This window comes from Aquabacter sp. L1I39 (assembly GCF_017742835.1).
In the GTDB taxonomy this organism is placed as follows: Bacteria; Pseudomonadota; Alphaproteobacteria; order Rhizobiales; family Xanthobacteraceae; genus L1I39.
On record NZ_CP072392.1, the window covers coordinates 592780 to 611630 of the forward strand.

The 18851-nt window shown below is 67.1% G+C and carries 23 protein-coding genes; 16 read left to right on the plus strand and 7 right to left on the minus strand.

Translation table 11 applies throughout. The features are described 5' to 3' along the window. Positions 1–23: 23 nt before the first annotated feature. Complete coding sequence (locus tag J5J86_RS02670) at positions 24–884, minus strand: hypothetical protein (RefSeq protein ID WP_209103370.1); 861 nt, start codon at positions 882–884, stop codon at positions 24–26. 384 nt (positions 885–1268) lie between these two features. Between J5J86_RS02670 and J5J86_RS02675 the strand changes: the two genes are divergently transcribed. The 15 genes from J5J86_RS02675 (at position 1269) to J5J86_RS24390 (ending at position 12126) form a co-directional block, all read left to right on the plus strand. Next, positions 1269–1823 carry a peroxiredoxin gene (locus J5J86_RS02675; protein ID WP_209105201.1) on the plus strand — a complete coding sequence of 185 codons (555 nt, stop codon included), beginning with the start codon at positions 1269–1271 and terminating at the stop codon, positions 1821–1823. A 3-nt stretch (positions 1824–1826) separates the two neighbouring features. Then, a complete protein-coding gene (locus J5J86_RS02680; protein ID WP_209103371.1) occupies positions 1827–2366 on the plus strand; it encodes a carboxymuconolactone decarboxylase family protein in 540 nt (179 codons plus the stop codon). Between the two features lie 324 nt (positions 2367–2690). Next, a complete protein-coding gene (gene nifA, locus J5J86_RS02685; RefSeq protein WP_209105202.1) occupies positions 2691–4499 on the plus strand; it encodes a nif-specific transcriptional activator NifA in 1809 nt (602 codons plus the stop codon). A 466-nt stretch (positions 4500–4965) separates the two neighbouring features. Continuing rightward, entirely contained in the window at positions 4966–6462 is a 1497-nt protein-coding gene (gene nifB, locus J5J86_RS02690; protein ID WP_209103372.1) for a nitrogenase cofactor biosynthesis protein NifB, read from the plus strand. Between the two features lie 58 nt (positions 6463–6520). Beyond that, positions 6521–6718 carry a 4Fe-4S dicluster domain-containing protein gene (locus J5J86_RS02695; protein WP_209103373.1) on the plus strand — a complete coding sequence of 66 codons (198 nt, stop codon included), beginning with the start codon at positions 6521–6523 and terminating at the stop codon, positions 6716–6718. 129 nt (positions 6719–6847) lie between these two features. Then, positions 6848–7639 (plus strand): 4Fe4S-binding leucine-rich repeat protein, encoded by a 792-nt coding sequence (locus tag J5J86_RS02700; RefSeq protein WP_209103374.1) that lies wholly within the window; start codon positions 6848–6850, stop codon positions 7637–7639. Further along, entirely contained in the window at positions 7623–7943 is a 321-nt protein-coding gene (locus tag J5J86_RS02705) for a nitrogen fixation protein NifZ (protein WP_209103375.1), read from the plus strand. The genes J5J86_RS02700 and J5J86_RS02705 overlap by 17 nt, the downstream gene beginning before the upstream one ends. Further along, the gene (gene nifT / locus J5J86_RS02710) at positions 7940–8158 is read left to right on the plus strand and encodes a putative nitrogen fixation protein NifT (RefSeq protein ID WP_209103376.1); all 219 of its coding nucleotides are present in this window, start codon (positions 7940–7942) and stop codon (positions 8156–8158) included. The genes J5J86_RS02705 and nifT overlap by 4 nt, the downstream gene beginning before the upstream one ends. A gap of 3 nt (positions 8159–8161) precedes the next feature. Beyond that, positions 8162–9067, plus strand: a complete 906-nt coding sequence (locus J5J86_RS02715; RefSeq protein ID WP_209103377.1) for an SIR2 family NAD-dependent protein deacylase — start codon at positions 8162–8164, stop codon at positions 9065–9067. Positions 9068–9076: 9 nt separating this feature from the next. Next, a complete protein-coding gene (locus J5J86_RS02720) occupies positions 9077–9502 on the plus strand; it encodes a hypothetical protein (protein ID WP_209103378.1) in 426 nt (141 codons plus the stop codon). An 8-nt stretch (positions 9503–9510) separates the two neighbouring features. Next, on the plus strand, positions 9511–9975 hold the full coding sequence (locus tag J5J86_RS02725) for a hypothetical protein (RefSeq protein WP_247657938.1): 465 nt from the start codon (positions 9511–9513) through the stop codon (positions 9973–9975). After that, positions 9972–10508, plus strand: coding sequence for a hypothetical protein (locus J5J86_RS02730; RefSeq protein WP_209103379.1), 537 nt, complete (start codon positions 9972–9974; stop codon positions 10506–10508). Before J5J86_RS02725 ends, J5J86_RS02730 begins: the two co-directional genes overlap by 4 nt. Positions 10509–10690: 182 nt before the next feature. Continuing rightward, positions 10691–11332 carry a YoaK family protein gene (locus J5J86_RS02735; protein WP_209103380.1) on the plus strand — a complete coding sequence of 214 codons (642 nt, stop codon included), beginning with the start codon at positions 10691–10693 and terminating at the stop codon, positions 11330–11332. Between the two features lie 108 nt (positions 11333–11440). Continuing rightward, positions 11441–11752 (plus strand): ArsR/SmtB family transcription factor, encoded by a 312-nt coding sequence (locus tag J5J86_RS24385; protein WP_247657940.1) that lies wholly within the window; start codon positions 11441–11443, stop codon positions 11750–11752. A gap of 17 nt (positions 11753–11769) precedes the next feature. After that, a complete protein-coding gene (locus J5J86_RS24390; RefSeq protein ID WP_247657941.1) occupies positions 11770–12126 on the plus strand; it encodes a hypothetical protein in 357 nt (118 codons plus the stop codon). A 28-nt stretch (positions 12127–12154) separates the two neighbouring features. Here J5J86_RS24390 and J5J86_RS02745 read toward each other — a convergent pair whose 3' ends face one another. The 5 genes from J5J86_RS02745 to J5J86_RS02765 all read right to left on the minus strand — a co-directional run bounded on the left by J5J86_RS02745 (position 12155) and on the right by J5J86_RS02765 (position 16299). Next, on the minus strand, positions 12155–13306 hold the full coding sequence (locus tag J5J86_RS02745) for a cation diffusion facilitator family transporter (protein ID WP_247657944.1): 1152 nt from the start codon (positions 13304–13306) through the stop codon (positions 12155–12157). A gap of 99 nt (positions 13307–13405) precedes the next feature. Beyond that, complete coding sequence (pcaD, locus tag J5J86_RS02750) at positions 13406–14182, minus strand: 3-oxoadipate enol-lactonase (RefSeq protein ID WP_209103381.1); 777 nt, start codon at positions 14180–14182, stop codon at positions 13406–13408. A gap of 114 nt (positions 14183–14296) precedes the next feature. Continuing rightward, on the minus strand, positions 14297–14506 hold the full coding sequence (locus tag J5J86_RS02755; protein WP_209103382.1) for a DUF3126 family protein: 210 nt from the start codon (positions 14504–14506) through the stop codon (positions 14297–14299). 75 nt (positions 14507–14581) lie between these two features. Next, the gene (gene cysE, locus J5J86_RS02760; RefSeq protein WP_209103383.1) at positions 14582–15454 is read right to left on the minus strand and encodes a serine O-acetyltransferase; all 873 of its coding nucleotides are present in this window, start codon (positions 15452–15454) and stop codon (positions 14582–14584) included. A 92-nt stretch (positions 15455–15546) separates the two neighbouring features. After that, a complete protein-coding gene (locus tag J5J86_RS02765) occupies positions 15547–16299 on the minus strand; it encodes an alpha/beta fold hydrolase (RefSeq protein WP_209103384.1) in 753 nt (250 codons plus the stop codon). 310 nt (positions 16300–16609) lie between these two features. Between J5J86_RS02765 and J5J86_RS02770 the strand changes: the two genes are divergently transcribed. Continuing rightward, entirely contained in the window at positions 16610–18028 is a 1419-nt protein-coding gene (locus J5J86_RS02770) for an alanine/glycine:cation symporter family protein (protein ID WP_209103385.1), read from the plus strand. A gap of 79 nt (positions 18029–18107) precedes the next feature. Here the strand turns inward: J5J86_RS02770 and J5J86_RS02775 are convergent, their stop codons facing one another. Beyond that, positions 18108–18851 carry a TerC family protein gene (locus tag J5J86_RS02775; protein WP_209103386.1) on the minus strand — a complete coding sequence of 248 codons (744 nt, stop codon included), beginning with the start codon at positions 18849–18851 and terminating at the stop codon, positions 18108–18110.

Consider the following 18851-nt stretch of genomic DNA (forward strand, 5'->3'; position numbering starts at 1 on the left):
TGGGAATGCGCCGCTGGCCATTGTCAGTGGGAATGCGCCGCTGGCGCTTGGCCGGCCTCCATGGCCTGAACCAGGCGCACTGCGTCCAGCGTCGCCGCCGCGATGGCGCGGGCGCGGGGGGCAAGGCCGATCCAACTGGGCGCCTCCTCCGGGGAGGGGTCCACCTCGGCGATCTTCAGCCCCTCCGAGACATCGACGCCGCTGCGCACCAGTCCCCGCAGGCGGCCGGCGAGCGGTGCGGCGACGAGTGCGCCGCCACAGGTGCCAATCGGCGCGCCCTGGACGACGCCCTCCCCGATCGCCCGGTCGGTCAGCCACAGGCCGGCAGCCGGGGCGCGCGCGAAGCGCTCGCGGCCAGCGCCCGCCAGCGGCGCTGAGCGACCGTGGGCGGCGAGCGTGGCGCCATCGGTCACCACGCCGATCAGGTCGGGGGCCGTCTCCACCGCCACGTCCACATGGCGGCCGGGAATGAAGCCGGGACCAAGGCCGATGGTGGCGCGGGCGAAGGGCCGCACGTCCACCTTCAGCGCCCGCATGCGCATGCGCGCATCCACCAGCACGTCGATGAGGCCGAGGCACAACAACTCGCCCAGCTCCATCACGGTCACCGAGATGGCGGAGCGCTCCATGCAGGCATGCAGCAGGTCCACGAGGCCATGGGCCGGGCGCGCCAGCACCCCCTCGATCTCCAGCGGCCCGCAGACAAGGGCATCGTCGAAGGCCAGTGTCCGCCGCAGGACCGGCTGGCCGGGATCGCGGGACATGACCACGCCATAGCCCGCCTGGAACAGGGCATGAGCCACGGCGGAGGCCACATCATTGGTGCCGAGCACCACCGCCAGGGGCACGCGTCCCGAGGGGACGAAGCCTGATTCGCTGCGCATGGTGCTGCCTCCCGGCCGCGAGGGATTGTGGCTTCCCGCACACCCGGGAAGGCTCGCCCCCGCTCTAGCGACATTCGTGCCAAGGCGAGAGCGAGGGCGCGCCCGCGCGTTGCGCCGCGGCGAAAGCGAGCGGAATTGAACGCGGCAGGCCCGCAGGCCACGCACCGCGCCGCGGCGGGGGACGGCAGTTTCGCGACACGCCCGCGCCGACTGACCCCACCGGCGTGTCGGAAATCCGACAATGCTGCCCCGCAGCATTTTCGGTTCCGGTTTTCGCCCATTGGAACTATGAGAAATTCCGCAGCGCACAAGATGGCACACCGCTTGCTGCACTGCCTCGACACGCGGGGCGTCACGCCCCGGTTCCCCTATCCGGAGACAGTCATGCTCGGCATCGGCAGCGTCCTTCCTTCCTTCTCCATCACCGGCGTGAAGCCCCGCTTCAACCTCCATGAAGAGAACGGCCAGTCGGCCTTCGAGACCCTCACGGAGCAGAGCTTTCCCGGCAAATGGAAGATCATTTTCTTCTATCCGAAGGACTTCACCTTCGTGTGCCCCACCGAGATCGCCGAGTTCGCGCGCCTGGCCGGGGACTTCGAGGACCGGGACGCGGTGGTGCTGGGCGGCTCGACCGACAATGAGTTCGTCAAGCTCGCCTGGCGGCGCGACCACAAGGACCTGAACCGCCTGCCCATCTGGTCGTTCGCCGACACCAACGGCTCGCTGGTGGATGGCCTGGGCGTGCGCTCGCCCGACGGTGTGGCCTATCGCTACACCTTCATTGTCGACCCGGACAATGTGATCCAGCACGTCTACGCCACCAACCTGAATGTGGGCCGCAATCCGAAGGACACGCTGCGGGTGCTCGACGCGCTGCAGACCGACGAATTGTGCCCCTGCAACCGCGAAGTCGGCGGCGACGTGTTGAAGGTGGCCTGAGGCATGTCCATCGACGCCCTCAAGGAGCAGATCCCGTCCTTCGCCAAGGACGTGAAGCTGAACCTCTCCGCCCTCCCCCGCGAGGACAGCCTCACGCCCCAGCAGCTCTATGGGCTGCTGGTGGCCTGCGGCTACACCACCCGCAATCCGGTGGTCGCCCAGGCACTGGAGGCCGAGGCTGCGCCCCATTTGACGCCCGCCGCGCTGGACGCGGCCAAGGCGGCGGCGGCCATCATGGCCATGAACAATGTCTATTACCGCTTCACGCATCTGGCCTCGAACAAGGCCTATGAGACCTTGCCGGCCAAGCTGCGCATGAGCGTGATCGGCAATCCCGGCGTCGACAAGGCGGACTTCGAGCTGTGGTCGCTGGCGGTGTCCGCCATGAATGGCTGCGGCCGCTGCATCGATTCCCACGAAAAGGTGCTGCGCGACGCCGGGGTCGGGGAAACCCAGATCCAGGCCGCCGTGCGCTTCGGCGCCATCATCGCCTCGGCGGCGGTGGCCCTTGAAGCGGCCGGCCTGCCCGTCGCGGCGGAATAAGCCGGAAAACGAGGGCCCGCGCGCATTCGCGCCCGGGTCCTCTCCCGCCAAGACAGGTGCGGAAAAATCAGGCACGACTGCCTGACTTGATCTAGATCAAAGACCGGAAGCGCGCCAAAGCTTCTCCTTAGAAATCCTCCGAACTCATCGGACAAGATGTCTCCCAAGCGAGACCGAGCGTGAGGAAGCTCAAATATTGGAGGGCGGTTTCCGACACCCGTGCGCGGTGAGGAGCACGCCATGACGGACTTCTACCAGGTACGCGTCCCTCGGGGTTCGGCCAACGGGCCGACCAACGCCAATTCCGGCAGTGCCAGGACAGTCATGACCAGTCCGCTTGTCCCGCCAGCCCCCGTACGGGCCGGCGAAGGGAAGGCCGCAGCACCGCAGCCGGCGCCCGTCGCCGCGCCGCGCCCGTCCGCCGCATCCAGGGGCACCTCGCCCGAGGTGGCGCTGATCGGCATCTATGAGATTTCAAAGATCCTGACCGCCGCCCGGCGGCTGGAGCTGACGCTCGCCAATGTGGTGAACGTCCTGTCCTCCATGCTCCAGATGCGGCACGGGATGATCGTCATCCTGGACCGGCAGGGCGAGCCGGACATGGTGGCCACCACCGGCTGGACGCCCCAGATCGCCCAGCACATCCGCTCGCGCGTGCCGCAGAAGGCCATCGACCAGATCGTCGCCACCGCCACCCCTCTGGTGGTGCAGGACGTGAGCGCGCATGCTTTGTTCGAGGGCCATGAGGATCTGTTCGCCCCCGCCGAGGAGGCGACCGTGTCCTTCATCGGCGTGCCCATCAAGGCGGACACGCGGGTCATCGGCACGCTCTCCATCGACCGGGTCTGGGACGGCACCGCGCGCTTCCGCTTCGACGAGGATGTGCGCTTCCTGACCATGGTGGCGAACCTGGTGGGCCAGACGGTGCGCCTGCACGAAATGGTGGCGGGCGACCGCGACCGCCTGATCGCCCAGACCCATCGCCTGGAAAAGGCCCTGGGCGGGGAGAAGGAAGACCATTTCCCCGAATTGCCGGCCACCGGCATCCTCGGCGACAGCATGTCGGTGAAGCGCCTGATCGCCACCGCCAAGATCGTGGCGCGCTCCAATTCCACCGTGCTGCTGCGCGGGGAAAGCGGCACCGGAAAGGAATTGTTCGCCCGCGCCATCCACGAATTGTCGCCCCGCAAGGACAAGCCCTTCATCAAGGTCAATTGCGCCGCGCTTCCCGAGACGGTGCTGGAATCCGAGCTTTTCGGCCATGAGAAGGGCGCCTTCACCGGCGCGCTGAATGCCCGGCAGGGGCGCTTTGAGCTGGCCCATGGCGGCACGCTCTTCCTGGACGAGATCGGCGAAATCTCCGCCGCCTTCCAGGCCAAGCTGCTGCGCGTTTTGCAGGAAGGCGAGTTCGAGCGCGTGGGCGGAAACCGCACGCTGAAAGTGGATGTGCGGCTGGTGTGCGCCACCAACAAGAATCTGGAAGACGCGGTGGCCAAGGGAGAATTCCGCGCCGACCTCTATTACCGCATCAATGTGGTGCCGCTCATCCTGCCGCCCTTGCGCGAGCGCACCGGCGACATCCCGAAGCTCGCCCGCGCCTTTCTGGAGCGCTTCAACCGCGAGAACCAGCGCCACATGCAGCTCTCGCCGCAATCCCTGGAAGTGCTGAAGAAGTGTTACTTCCCCGGCAATGTGCGCGAGCTGGAAAACTGCGTCCGGCGCACCGCCACCTTGGCGGAGGACGATGTGATCGTGCCCCATGACTTCGCCTGCGACAGCGGGCAGTGCCTCTCCGCCATCCTGTGGAAGGGCAGTGCCCCCAAGGCGACACAGAACGTGGGCGTGCCCCAGCCGCTGCAGCCCCCGCCTTTGTCCCAAAACCCGTCCGCCCCGGCTTCCCCCGTGGTGCCGCTCTCCGCCGAGGCGCCCGTTCACACCGCCCCGCCCGCCGCCTGTCCCGGCGCCGATGCCTGCCCGGTGGTGCCGCCCCGCCTCTCCGAGCGCGAGCAATTGCTCCAGGCCATGGAACGGGCCGGCTGGGTGCAGGCGAAGGCCGCCCGCATCCTCAACCTCACCCCCCGCCAGGTGGGCTACGCCCTGCGCAAGCACGACATCGACATCAAGAAGTTCTGACGGTCGAGGCGTGCGGTTTGGGCGTGCCGCCCGGCCCAGTCGCAACCGTCATGCGCGGGCTTGTCCCGCGCATCCACGGCCAAGTGCTGGATCGGCGCAGAAAAGCCTGTGCCCGGCCAATCCCCGCGGAGGACCGGAACGCGCCCGTCCATGACGGCGGAGATGGGGTTTTATGCCCCGCGCGCTGTCCTCCTCAGCGCGATCATAACGCCATTGGACCACTGCCCCCGCGTCACACAAGGCGCGGGGGCAGTGGCGTCTTGAGGGCAAGCTGCGGCATCGTCCGCCCCCTTCCGACAGTCCCGCGACGGGCCTGTCGCACATGCGACAGGCGACGGCGGACAAAGCCGGACAATGGGCCGACAAAGGCCCGACACCTCTCCGACAGGCCTTTTATTTTCAATGCCTTACCCCATGGCATGGCGCTTGCGAGAGCAATTCCAGATTTCATGCCGGAGTGCTTCTCATGTCCGCACCCATGTTTTCCCTGGACAAATTGATCGCCTCCCCGGTCTCCGTTGAGGAGATGCGCGCCAAGCTGGAAGGAGGCGGTTGCTCGTCCTCCTCCTGCGGGTCCTCGGCCAAGCCCGACGATCTGCCCCAGGATGTCTGGGACAGGATCAAGGACCATCCCTGTTACTCGGAAGAGGCGCACCATTACTTCGCCCGCATGCATGTGGCGGTGGCTCCGGCCTGCAACATCCAGTGCAATTACTGCAATCGCAAATATGACTGCGCCAATGAGAGTCGCCCCGGCGTCGTCTCGGAAAAGCTGACCCCCGACCAGGCCATGCGCAAGGTGGTGGCGGTGGCGAACGAGGTGCCGCAATTCTCCGTGCTCGGCATCGCCGGCCCCGGCGACAGCTGCTACGACTGGAAGAAGACCAAGGCCACCTTCGAGGCGGTCTACAAGGAAATTCCCGACGTCAAGCTCTGCCTCTCCACCAATGGTCTCGCCTTGCCGGACCATGTGGACGAAATCGCGGAGATGAATATCGACCACGTCACGGTCACCATCAACATGGTGGATCCGGAAGTGGGTACGAAGATCTATCCGTGGATCTTCCACAATCACAAGCGCTATACCGGCTATGAGGCCTCCAAGATCCTGCATGAGCGGCAGATGCTGAGCCTGGAAATGCTGCGCGACCGCGGCATTCTGGTGAAGGTCAACTCGGTCATGATCCCCGGCGTCAATGACGAGCACCTCCTGGAGGTGAACAAGTGGGTGAAGGAGCGCGGCGCCTTCCTCCACAATGTCATGCCCCTGATCTCGGCCGCCGAGCACGGCACCCATTACGGCCTCACCGGCCAGCGCGGCCCCACCGCCATGGAGCTGAAGGCGCTGCAGGACAAGCTGGAAGGCGGCGCCAAGCTCATGCGCCATTGCCGCCAGTGTCGGGCGGACGCGGTCGGGCTGCTCGGCGAGGACCGGGGCCAGGAATTCACCCTCGACCAGATCCCCGAATTCGTCACCTACGACCCGGCCAAGCGCGCCGCCTATCGCGAGGTGGTGGCGAGCGAGCGCGGCGATCACGTGGCCAAGAAGCAGGAGATCAATTCCGAGATCCGGGCCATGGAGACCGACGGCACGCTGCTGGTGGCGGTGGCCACCAAGGGCGGCGGGCGGGTGAACGAGCATTTCGGCCACGCCAAGGAATTCCAGGTCTATGAGGCCACCCCCAAGGGCATCCAGTTCGTCGGCCACCGCAAGGTGGACAATTACTGCATGGGCGGCTTCGGCGAGGATGCGACGCTGGACGGCGTGATCGCAGCGCTGGAAGGGGTGGAAGTGGTGCTGTGCGCCAAGATCGGCGACTGCCCCAAGGACGCGCTCACCGCCGCCGGCATCCGCGCCACCGATGACTATGCCCTCGAATATATCGAGGCGGCCATCGGCGCCCTCTATGCCCGCGAATTCGGCCGCACCGTCACCGACCAGAAGCTCGCGCTCTCCGCCTGAGGAGAGCGCCCATTCCCGGCCGCGCATGCGGCCTCATGACCAGCGAAGGGAAAAGACCATGTCTCTCAAGATCATCGTGTCCCAGTGCACCGTCTGCGGCGCCTGCGAATTCGAGTGCCCCAACGCGGCCATCCGCATGAAGGGCGACACCTACATCATCGACCCCAAGAAGTGCACCGAGTGCGAAGGCCAGTTCGACGAGCCCCAGTGCGCCGCCGTCTGCCCGGTGCCCAACACCTGCGTCCCGGCCAGCTGAGCCACGCGCGGCGGGCCAAGCGCCGCCATCTGCCCTTGGCCGCTCTTGGCGGCCTTGGCCGCCCATGGCCGCCCTTGACCCGGCTTGTGGCGCGGACGGTGACATCTGACAATCGGGGGAAGGCGGAGCATGGCCGGGGAAGCGGCGGAAGACGTCGAAAGCGGGCCCGAGGCGCTCGACTGGCAAGGCCGCCCCTTGCGCTGCCAGGATTGTCCTCATGAGGACATCCACGCGGAAGGGCGCTGCGACCTTGGCAAGATCTGCGTCGCCGACCGGCGGGGCAAGCGCATCGATCGTTTCTTCGCTCGCAATCCCGATCTTGCCGCCCGCTATCTGGCCCATCCCTATTTCGAGGTCCGGACGCTCGCCGCCAAGCATGCCAGCGTCTTCCTCATCGGCTCTTTGAAGGACGACCCGGAGCCGGAAGTGCGCACCATGGTGGCCTATCGCCTGCCTTTGTCGCGGGCGCGGGAGATGCGCAAGGACCCGGACCGCCGGGTGCGCATCGCCATCACCCACCGCCTGGAAGGGGGCGATCTCGTCTCCATGCTGGCGGACGAAGACTATTATGTGCGCCTCACCGCCGCCCGCCGCGCGCCGCCGGCGGCCCTGGTGATGGCGCTGCACGACCCGGAAGCCGAAGTGCGCCGCGAGGTGGCCCGCCGCATCGGGCCGGCGCACCTGCCCACCATGGCGGGCGATCCCGACCCGCTGGTGCGCCTCGCCGTCGCCGAGCGCCTGCCGCCCGCCCGCCTCACGGTGCTGGCGCGCGACGGCGACATGCGGGTGCGCTTCGCGGTGGCCGAGCGCATCGATCCACCGCACCTGCACGGCTTCTTGCAGGACGAGGTGGAAGCCATTCGCGAGCTGGCGCAGCGCCGCCTCGCAAACGAGGGAGGACGCCATGGGCCTCGGACGTGAGCAGGACGTGGAGATCTTCAAGGAACCGCGCTTCCGCCCCGGCGAGAAGGTGCGCTCCACCAAGCATGTGAAGAATGACGGCACCTATCCCTTGAAGGAGATCGGCGAGAATCTCGTTCGCAAGGGCGATGTCGGCTATGTCCGCGACATCGGCATCTTCCTCCAGCAATTCTACATCTATGCGGTGGAGTGGGTGGAGCGCGGCACCATCGTGGGCATGCGCGGCAAGGAACTTGTCAGCCTCGACAACCCGCCCCCCACCGCCGAAACGACCGCCCCCAAGGCCGAGGAGGCCCTCCCGTGAAGCTGATGATCCGCAAGACGCCCGCCGGGGCGCTCTCCGCCTATGCGCCCAAGAAGGATTTGGAGGAGCCCATCGTGGACCAGGAGCATGCGGCGCTGTGGGGCGGCTGGGTGAAGCTGAAGAATGGCTGGACCTTCACGCTCCCCGACATGCCCGCCGACACCCGCCTGCCCATCACCGTGAACGCCCGCAAGATTGGCGGCGAGGAGGACTGACCCATGTCCGCATCCCCCATTCCGGCCCCCGACGCCATCCGCCCCGCCGCCGGCCCCATCCTCTCCGGGGCGGACGCGCAGGCGCATCTGAAGGACGTGGCCGCCTGGCTGAAGGCCGACCGCCTCGTGCCCTATCTCGGCCCCGGCGTGGTGGCGGCAAGCGGGGCGGGCGGCACCGTGCCGCTGGCCCCCGAGGCGCTGGCCGCCGAACTCTCCAAGCGCCATCCCGCCCCCGGGCGCATGCGCACCAATATGTGGGCGGTGGCCCAGTTCATCGACCAGCGCCGCCACCGCAAGACGCTGACCGCCTGGATGGGCGAGATCTTCGCCCCGAAGCTCTCCCCCTCCCCGTTCCAGTCCTATCTGGCGGGGCTGCCCAGCTCGCTGATTGTGGACACCTGGTATGACGGCGCCATGCGCGCCGCCTTCGCGGGCACCGGGCGGACCGATTTCGGCGAGGTCCAGGGCATCACCCGGGCCGGCATCACGCAGGACATCTGGACCCGCGCCTATGACGCGGCCGGCACCCTCGTGCCCGACGCCACGGCGGAAAGCTGGACCACCATTCTCTACAAGCCCCACGGCGCGGTGACCCCCGCCCAGAACTTCCTAGTGGCGGACAGCGACTATGTGGAGGTGATGACCGAGATCGACATCCAGTCGCCCATCCCGCCCGTGGTGCGCGACCGCCGGTCTTTCCGGGGCTTCCTGTTCCTGGGCTGCCGCTTCCATGACCAGATGCTGCGCACCTATGCCCGGCAGATCATGAAGCGCTCGCGCGGCCCCCATTTCGCGGTGGTGGATGCGGCCTCTCTCACCCGCAACGAGGCCCGCTTCTTCGCCGAGCAGGGGATCGCCGTGCTCGATCTGCCGCTGGGCACCGCGCTCGACATCCTGATGGACGCATAGGAGGCGGGGGTGGCGCACATCGTCTTCTATGGCAAGCCCACATGTGGCGGGAATGCCCGCCAACGGGCGCTGCTCATGGCATCCGGCCACGAGCTGGAGGTGCGCGACCTCTTCACCCACCCCTGGAGCGCGCAGAGCCTGCGCCCCTTTTTCGGTGACCTGCCGCCGGCGGACTGGTTCAACCGCTCGGCGGTGAAGGTGAAGAGCGGGGAAGTGGTGCCGGAGGCCTATGACGAAGCCGGCGCGCTGGCCGCGCTCCTCGCCGACCCGCCCCTCATCCGCCGCCCGCTCCTGGACATTTCCGGCCTGAGACTTGTGGGCTGGGATGGCGAGATGCTGGACGCCCTCATCGGCCTTGCGCCCCGCGCCCAGCCGGTGACGGAGGCCTGCATCCATCCGGCCGGCAGCGCCTGCTCCGGCCCGTCGGCCGCCTGAGAGCGCCCGTGAACGGGGAGCGCCTCATCGATTTCGGACAGGTGCCTGAGGCCGTGGACGCCCTGCTCCAGGCCGGCGTGCGCGCCCATCGCACCGACAAGGCGGCCGCCGAGGCCCTGTTCCGCGCGGCGCTGGCCGAAGCCCCCGACGCTTTGCCCGTGCATCTGTGCCTCTACAAGATTCATGCTTATGCCGGGGACGGGGATGCGGCGCTGGAGGCCGTGGAGGCCGCCATCGCCGAAGCCGCCCGCCAGGCGGGCCTGCCGCCGGACTGGCTGAAGTGGCCGGCCTTTCCGGGCCAGGAGGGCCCGGAGCGCTTCGCCCTCTATTCCCTGAAGGCCCTCGCCTTCATTCGCCTGAAGCGGGGCGAGCCGGAGGCGGCGCGGGCGGCGCTCGACACCCTCGCCCGCCTCGACCCGCACGACCAGGTGGGGGCCCGCGTGGTGGCGGCGCTGGCGGAGGGCGTGGCGTGAGCGCGCCCGCGGCGTTCGCCGACAGCCGGCCCAATGCGGAAGCCTGGCTGGAGGGGCGCTATCACGAGGACCTTGCGCCCGAGGCGGAACGGGCCATCCGCGCGGCGGGCCTTGCCTGGGCGCGGCCGCAGGAGGCGGAGCGCCATCTGGCGGAGGCCGAACGCCTCGCGGGCGACCATCTGGCGGTGATGATCGCTCGCTATCGCTATGCCCTCTACACGCACGATTTCGCCACCGCCCTCGTGCAGGCCGAGCGCGTGCTCGCCGCCGCCGCGCGCCGGCTCAACATTCCCGCCGACTGGCGGGAGGTGCGCGCGGGCGATGCGGATTTCGCCTCCGACGCGCCGCAGGTGCGCTTCTTCCTGTTCGTGCTCCAGGCCTATGGCTATGTGCTCCTGCGGCTCGACCGGCTGGACGAGGGCACGGATGCCCTGCGCCGAGTGACCGAACTCGACGTGCGCGACCAGACCCGCACCCGCATCCTCCTGAAAGTCATCCTGGACCGGGCGCAGGCGGCAGAGGGCCAAGAGTAACGCCAGAAAGTGAGGCCTGATGTGAGCCCCCGGAGGAGCGCGCGAGCCGCCGGGCGCCCCACCGCCTGGATTGCAGGAGGAGTATCCTGCAATCCCAACCCGTCCCCATCCCCCGTTTTCGCATTGCGACCATCCCACTGGCGCGCTTCCATTCCACCCGCCCGGTGTGATACCCGCCCCCTGTGCTTCGCTACGATCTTCACCTGCGCTTCATTGCCGTCTGCCTGTCGGCCCTGGCCGGCTTCGTGGACGCCCTTGGCTTCATCGAACTGGGCGGCTTCTTCGTCTCGTTCATGAGCGGCAATTCCACGCGCGTGGGCGTCGGGCTCGAAAATGCGGGCGAATCGCTGCACTGGGCCATCGCTGCCGGGCTCATCTCCAGCTTCGTCTCCGGCGTGGTCACGGGCACGATCGCCGGGCGCCTGCTGCACCGGCGCCGGCACACGGTGCTCCTCCTGCTGGTGGCCACCATGCTGGCGCTGGCGGGCACGCTGCATGCCCTGGAGTTCGGCTTTGCCACCGTGGCGGCCATGGCCTTCGCCATGGGCGTGGAGAACACCGTGTTCGAGCGCAATGGCGAGGTGAGCATCGGGCTGACCTACATGACCGGCACGCTGGTGAAGCTCGGCCAGCATATCGCCGCCGCCTTCATGGGCGGCAGCCGCACGGCGTGGCTGTCTTATTTCGGCCTCTGGTCCGGCCTGGTAGGCGGCGCCTTCGCGGGCGCCCTGCTCTATCCCCATATGGGCCTGAACGCCTTGTGGCTTGCAGTGGCCGGCGCGCTGCTGCTGGCCGCCGGCACACGGCGATTCTGGTTCGGCTGACGCCTCTCCCCCGTTCCCCTCACGGTCTGCGCATGCCGGTCCTCCGGACCGGAAAATCTGTGCGCCGGCCGCTTGACTCCAACATTCCAATAATCAATAGAATGATGCATGAACGAAACGGCGGAAACGGCGCTGACCGAAGCGCAAATCGAGGAGGCCGCCGGCATGTTCGCCGCGCTCGCCGAACCGGGGCGCCTGCGGCTGCTGATCCTTCTGTCGGCGGGCGAGGCCTCCGTGTCCGACCTCGCCGAAGCCATGGGAGAAAAACTCACCACCTTGTCCGCCCGGCTCAAGGTGCTTCACGCGGCGCGGCTGGTGCGACGCCAGCGGCGCGGCAAATCCATCATCTACCAACTGGCCGACGATCATGTGCTCACTCTGGTGACCAGCGCCGTCGACCATGCCTGCGAACATCATTGAAGGCGAGGACGAAAGCCATGAGCGAGACCTGCAAGATCCACCCCAACCACGACCATGCCCACGGCCCCGGCTGTGGCCACACCGCCATCAAGCATGGCGACCATGTGGACTATCTGCATGACGGCCACCTGCATCACCCCCACGGGGACCATGTGGACGAACATGTGATCGAGGTCAGCGCCACCAATCCCGACGCCTGCACCGGCGGCCAGCCCTGCACCGGCCACGAGCCCGGCCATGTGCACGGCCCCGGCTGCGGCCATGAGGCGGTGCCCCATGGCGACCATGTGGACTATCTGGTGGATGGCCGCCTGCACCATCCCCATGGCGACCATTGCGACGATCACGGCCCGGTGGAAATCGTCCGCGCCTGATCGCGACGCGGCGGCATAGCCCGCCGCCTCACACCACCTGCGGCGAGGCGAGCGGGCAGGCCATCTCCCCCGCCTCCACCTGCAAGGCCGCATGGCCAATGTCGAACCGGGCCTTCAGCTCGGCGCAGGTTTCCATGAGAAAGGCGTCGTCCAGGGCGGCGCCGGGCCGCACCAGATGGGCGGTAAGGGCCACCTCGGTGGTGGAGAGCGCCCAGATGTGCAGGTCATGCACCTCGGCCACTCCCGGGCGGGACTTCAGATAGGCCGCAACGGCCGGGCCATCCACATTGGCGGGCACCGCATCCAGCGCCAGGTCGAAGCTGTCGCGAAACAGCCCCCATGTGCCGGCGATGATCGCCACCGAAATGCCAATGGACACCAGCGGGTCCAGCCACAGCCAGCCGGTGAGCCCGATCACCCCCGCCGCCACCACCACGCCCAGCGAAATGGCCGCATCCGCCACCAGGTGGACGAAGGCGCCGCGCACATTCAGGTCTTTCTTGCGGTCCGCCATGAACAGCAAGGCGGTGCCGAAATTGACGATGATGCCGATCAGGGCCACCACCATGACGACACCCGTCTGGATGGGGGCGGGATCGGCAAAGCGCGTCACCGCCTCCCAGATGATGCCGCCGGTGCCGGCGATCAGGATCAGCGCATTTGCCAGCGCCGCCAGGATGGACGAGCGCCCGAAGCCAAAGGTGCGCCGATCCGTGGGTGGCCGCCGCGACAGCCACGCCGCCGCCCAGGCCAGCACAAGGCCCAGCACGTCGGACAGGTTATGGCCGGCATCCGCCAATAGGCTCAGCGAACCAGACAGCACCCCGAACACCGCTTCCACCACCACGAAGGCCAGGTTCACCGACGCGCCGATGGCGAAGGCCCGCAGCGAGGACGGCGCCGCGTGGGAATGGCCGGAATGGGAATGGCCGGCGTGGGAAGGGTCGTGATCGTGGGCGCCGTGGGCGTGGCCGGAGTGGTCTTGGCGCGCGTTGTGGCGCGGGTGATGGTGGCTGGAAGCATCCTGCCCAGCATGGTCGTGGCCAGGATCGTCATGGCCCGGTGCGTCAGGGGTGGGACCGTCCGCGTCGCGGTCATGCCCCCCATTCCCGAGGGTCGCCCGTCCCGCGGCCACGCCGTCGCCTGCTTCGTGCGCCGGATCGTTGGACATCTGCGCCATCTGTCACCCCTGCCCCGTTCCGGATCGCAAACCCGCCCCCGGCATCTGAAGCCTATCGGGGCGCCATGACAATTCGATACCGCCGCGAGGCTGGGGGCTTCAGGCCAGGAAGCGCGTGAGGGCCGCCGCGAAGGCCTCTGGCGCCTCGATGGCGGACATGTGGCCGGTGTCCAGCACCACCTTCTGCGCGCCGGGAATATGGGACGCGATCAGCTCGCCCCATTCGGGCGGCGTCGAACGGTCCTGCGCACCGATCACCACCAAGGTGGGCGTCCCGACATGGCTGAGGTCATGTCGGAAATCCATGTCCCGCATGGCGCAACTGGTGCCCGTATAGCCGGCCGCCGAAGTCTCCGCGACCATGGTCCGGACCCGCGCCACCTCGGCGGGGGTGGCCTGCCGGAAAGCGGGGGTGAACCAGCTCTCCACCACCGCATCGGCAATGGGCGCCGTGCCCGCCTTGCGCACCGCCTTGATGCGCCCTTCCCACAGGCGGTGCGGCCCGGCATGGGCGGTGGTGTTGGCCAGCACCAGGCGGTTGAGCCGCTGTGGCGCATTCAGCGCCATCCACTGCCCGACCATGCCGCCCAGCGACAGCCCGCACAGATGCGCCTGGGGCACATCAAGGGCATCAAGGATGTTGATGAGGTCGCGGCCCAGATCCCCCATGGAATAGACCGCATCCGGCGCCGCACTCCGGCCGTGGCCGCGGGCGTCAAAGCGGATCAGATGGAGGCGGTGGGCGAGATGGGGGACGAGCGCGTCCCACATTTCCAGCCGGGTGCCGAGCGAATGGGCGAGCACCAGGGCTGGCCCCTTCCGGAGCCCGGTGGTCTCATAGCGGAACCGCTCGCCGGCAATGTGAAGGAATGGCACGGGCGCCCCCAGAACGGCATCTTGTATGCCACGAATCTGTATCCCGTATTCGTCCGCCTGAAAAGCAAGCAGCGGGGCAGAAGGCGGCGGCGCACCCGCGCCGCCGCCAGACACTCAATCCAGATCGGTGTCCAGGATGGCCATCTGGAAGTTGTAGGACAGGTCGCCGTCCTCCTCGTCCTTGAACAGGACGCCGATGAATTCATCGCCCAGATAGACCTCGGCGGAATCCTTCTTCTTCGGACGCGCGGTAACCTTGATCTGCGGGTTGCCGAACAGTGTTCTGAGGTATCTCTGTACCCGCTCGAGCTCGGTCTTATCCAAACTTTCATCCTCCAGGAGTGTCACATCGGCCGCGCCTGCGGCCGGGGTCGACGGGCGGCCGGAGCCGCCCGGTCATCAGATATCGGCGCCAGCAAAGATGTTGTCGTCGAACATTTGGTCCATGGCGCGGGCCGGCTCGGCACAGCCCGCCTCCCCCACCACCTTGGCCGGGATGCCAGCAACCGTGGTGGCCGGCGGCACGGGCTTGAGCACCACGGAGCCCGCCGCGATGCGGGCGCAATGGCCCACCTCGATATTGCCCAGGATCTTGGCGCCCGCCCCGATCAGCACACCCCGGCGGATCTTGGGGTGGCGATCGCCACGCTCCTTGCCGGTGCCCCCGAGCGTAACCCCTTGAAGAATCGAGACATCATCCTCGATCACGGCGGTGGCGCCCACCACCAGGCCGGTGGCATGGTCCAGGAAAATGCCACGTCCCATGGGCACGGCGGGGTGAATATCCACCGCAAAGACGGAGGAGGCGCGGCTCTGGAGATAGAGCGCGAAGTCCCGGCGCCCCTGCCGCCACAGCCAATTGGCCAATCGGTGGGTCTGGATGGCGTGGAAGCCCTTGAAATACAAGACGGGATCCAGCGTCCGGGTGGCCGCCGGGTCGCGATCCACCACCGCCATGATGTCCGCCCGCACCGCCTGCGGGATGGAGCTATCCCCCGCGCAAGCCTCATGAAAAGCCGCTCGGATCACCGCCGAGGGCAGTTCGGCATGATCAAGCCGCGCCGCGATCCGCTCGGCGATCACCGCCTCAAGGCTGCCATGGCCGAGCACTGCGCTGACGAAGAAAGAGGCGAGCACCGGCTCGGCTTCCATCGCCGCATCCGCCTCATTGCGCAGCCGCGACCAGACGGGGTCGACCGTGTCCTGCCAACGCTCGGCGACCGCCTCCCGCGCGGCGGGCGCGGGCCGGGTCTGAAACAGGGTCTGGGGCATTTCTGCCTCCTGGATGGGTCCATTCACGCCAGTTCTAGCACAAGCTGCGGCCGAGGAAGAGCGTTCCGCGCGCCTGTGGATGCCTGCCCCATTCACGGACGCCGCGCGAAGAAATCCAGCACCCCCTGCTTAAACACCTTATCGCCCACCGCGGGATTGTGGTCGCGGCCGGGAATGTCCAGGGCCTCGCCATCGGGCAGCAGAGCCGCCAGCCTGTGGGCATCGCCCGCGACAGCATCCCGCGTGCCCACCGCCACAAGGACCGGCTGGAAGATGCGACGCACCTCGGCCTCGCTGAGCATCTGGCGCGAGCCGCGGATGCAAGCGGCCAGCGCTTTCAGGTCCGCCTTGTTGGCATCGCCGAAAGCCCGGAACATGCGGCCCATGGGGTCGGTGACATCATCGAGGCTGGGCGCCTCCAGAGCATCGGCGATGGACTGGGGCAGGCCCGCCCCCTCCACCAGATGTATGCCGAGGCCGCCCATGACGAGAGACCGCACCCGCTCCGGATGCAGCAAGGCCAAGTGCGCGCCCACGCGGGCACCCATGGAATAGCCGATCACATCCGCCTGCTGCACGCCCAGATGATCGAGCAGCCGCGCCGCGTCGTCGGCCATTAGTTCGGTATGATAAAGCTCTGGATCATAAAGCTTTTCCGAAGCGCCATGCCCGCGATGGTCGAACGCGATCACCCTCCGTCCCGCCCCCAGCAGCAGCTTCACCCAACCCGTATTGACCCAGTTGATCTCCTTTGTGGAGCCAAAGCCGTGAATAAGAAGCACCACATCGCCCGCGCCCTCGTCCAGATAGGCCAGTTCGACGCCGTCGGATGAAAAGGTGGGCATGGAAGTCCTCGCTTGCCGCCGATCCCGGGGGGCGGAACCTAGTGCGCGCCGGCCCGCAGGGGAAGCGGGCAAGAGGCAGGCCACCAACTGCCGTCTCCCCCGCGCGCCGGAAGATGCCGGGCGGCACGTCTCAAGGAACACCACTCCGGCACGACAGGAGCATCTCAAGCCAGAGGTATGCCCGGCCCGCCAGCTGGCCGGAAAACGTCACCCGCTTGAAATACTTCCTGCTTTCCACAATCCCGTCTGGCGCTTAGGCTTTTCGCGGGGACGAGGCCACCGGTACCGGCCGAGCGAGGTGGAGGGGTGAATGGACGCAATCATCGACTTTCTGAACACGATATTCTGGGGCTATGTGCTCATTTACGGCCTGCTGGCAGTCGGCATCTACTTCACGCTGCGCCTGCGCTTCATCCAGATCATCCATTTTCCGGAGATGATCCGCTGCGTCACCGGCTCCTCGTCCACAGACAAGGCCGGCATTTCACCGTTCCAGGCGCTGTGCACATCTCTCGCCTCTCGAGTCGGCACTGGCAATATCGCGGGCGTGGCAGTGGCGCTCTATCTGGGGGGGCCGGGGTCCATCTTCTGGATGTGGATGGTGGCGCTGGTGGGCATGGCCACCGCCTACTCCGAAAGCACCCTGGCGCAGCTCTACAAGGTCCGCAATGAAGAGGGTCAGTATCGCGGCGGACCTGCCTTCTATATCTCGCGCGGCCTGAAGTCGCCATGGGCAGGCGCGCTGTTTTCCGTCTGCCTCATCCTGTCCTTTGGCCTCATCTTCAATGCGGTACAAGCCAATTCCATTGCCGATGCTGTCGAAGGAGCCTTCGGGCTGCCGAAGATCGCCACCGGCATCGCCCTTGCGGCCCTCACCGGGGTGATCATTTTCGGCGGGATCAGCACCATCGCCCGCGTGGCCGAAATCGTGGTGCCCTTCATGGCCGCCGGTTATGTGGCGGTGGCGCTCTATGCCCTCATCGCCCATATCGGCGAGGTTCCCTCCGTCCTCGCCCTCATCGTGCGCAGCGCCTTCGGCCTGGAGCCTGCGGTGGGCGGCGTCACCGGCGCCGTCGCCGCAGCCATGATGAACGGCGTGAAGCGGGGCCTGTTTTCCAACGAAGCGGGCATGGGCAGCGCTCCGAACATTGCAGCGGTGGCGACCCCGGAGCCGCACCACCCTTCCAGCCAAGGTTTCGTGCAGGCGCTCGGCGTCTTCATCGACACCATCGTGATCTGCACAGCAACCGCGTGCCTGATCCTGCTCTCCGGCGTGTTCCAACAGGGCAATGGGGTCACCGGGACCCAGCTCACTCAAGCCGCCATGACCGCGCATATCGGTGCCGCCGGCAGCTATTTCATCGCGGTCGCCATCTTCTTCTTCGCCTTCACCTCCATCATCGGAAATTATGCCTATGCGGAGAACGCGCTCACCTTCCTCGGGCTCGACCACAAGGGCGCGAAAGCCGTTCTTCGGCTCGGCGTGCTGGCGATGGTGGTCTGGGGGGCCTACGAGAGCGTGGCCACGGTGTTCAATGCCGCCGACGCCTCCATGGGCCTGATGGCAACCATCAACCTCGTGGCCATCGTGCTTCTGTCCGGCCTCGTGGCGCGCTTGACACGCTCCTATCTGGACCAGCGCAAGGCCGGCAAGATTCCGGTCTTCCTCGCCGAGGACATGCCGGAACTGGCGGGTGAGATCGAAACCGAGATCTGGAGCCGCCGCTGAACCATTAAAGGCCCGGCCGCAACGGCCGGGCGGGTGATCCATGAACGGCCGCCCGCGCTCGCAGGCGGCCGTTTTTGCGTCAATGGGCGCCCTTCTTCCGGCTGGCCCGGCGCACCATCATGTTGAGCACCTCGATGCCAGACGAGAAGGCCATGGCCGCATAGACATAGCCCTTCGGAACATGGGCGCCGAAGCCTTCCGCGATCAGCGTCATGCCAATCATGATGAGAAAGCCGAGGGCCAGCATCACCACGGTGGGGTTGGCCTCGATGAATTTCGCCAGGGGATCGGCCGCCAGAAGCATCACCGTAACCGCGGCGATCACGGCAATGATCATGATCGGGATGTGCTCGGTCATGCCCACCGCGGTGATGATGCTGTCGATGGAAAAGACCAGGTCCAGCATGAGGATCTGAACGATGGCCGCGCCAAAGCCGATGCTGACTTTGCTGGTCTCGAACATGTCCGAGCCGGGGTCGGGATCCACATTGTGATGGATCTCCTTGGTGGCCTTCCACACCAGGAAGAGGCCGCCCGAGATCAGGATGAGGTCACGCCAGGAGAAGGGGTGACCGAACACCGAGAAGATGGGCTGCGTGAGCGTCACGATGATCGCAATGGTGCCCAGGAGGCCGAGCCGCATGATCAGCGCAAGGCCGATGCCGATGCGCCGCGCCTTGGTGCGGTGCTGGGCCGGCAGCTTATTGGTCAGGATTGAGATGAAGATCAGGTTGTCGATGCCGAGCACGATTTCCATCGCGACCAGCGTCACCAGGGCGACCCATGCCGCCGGATCGGCAGCCAGTTGAAGGAGATAGTCCAT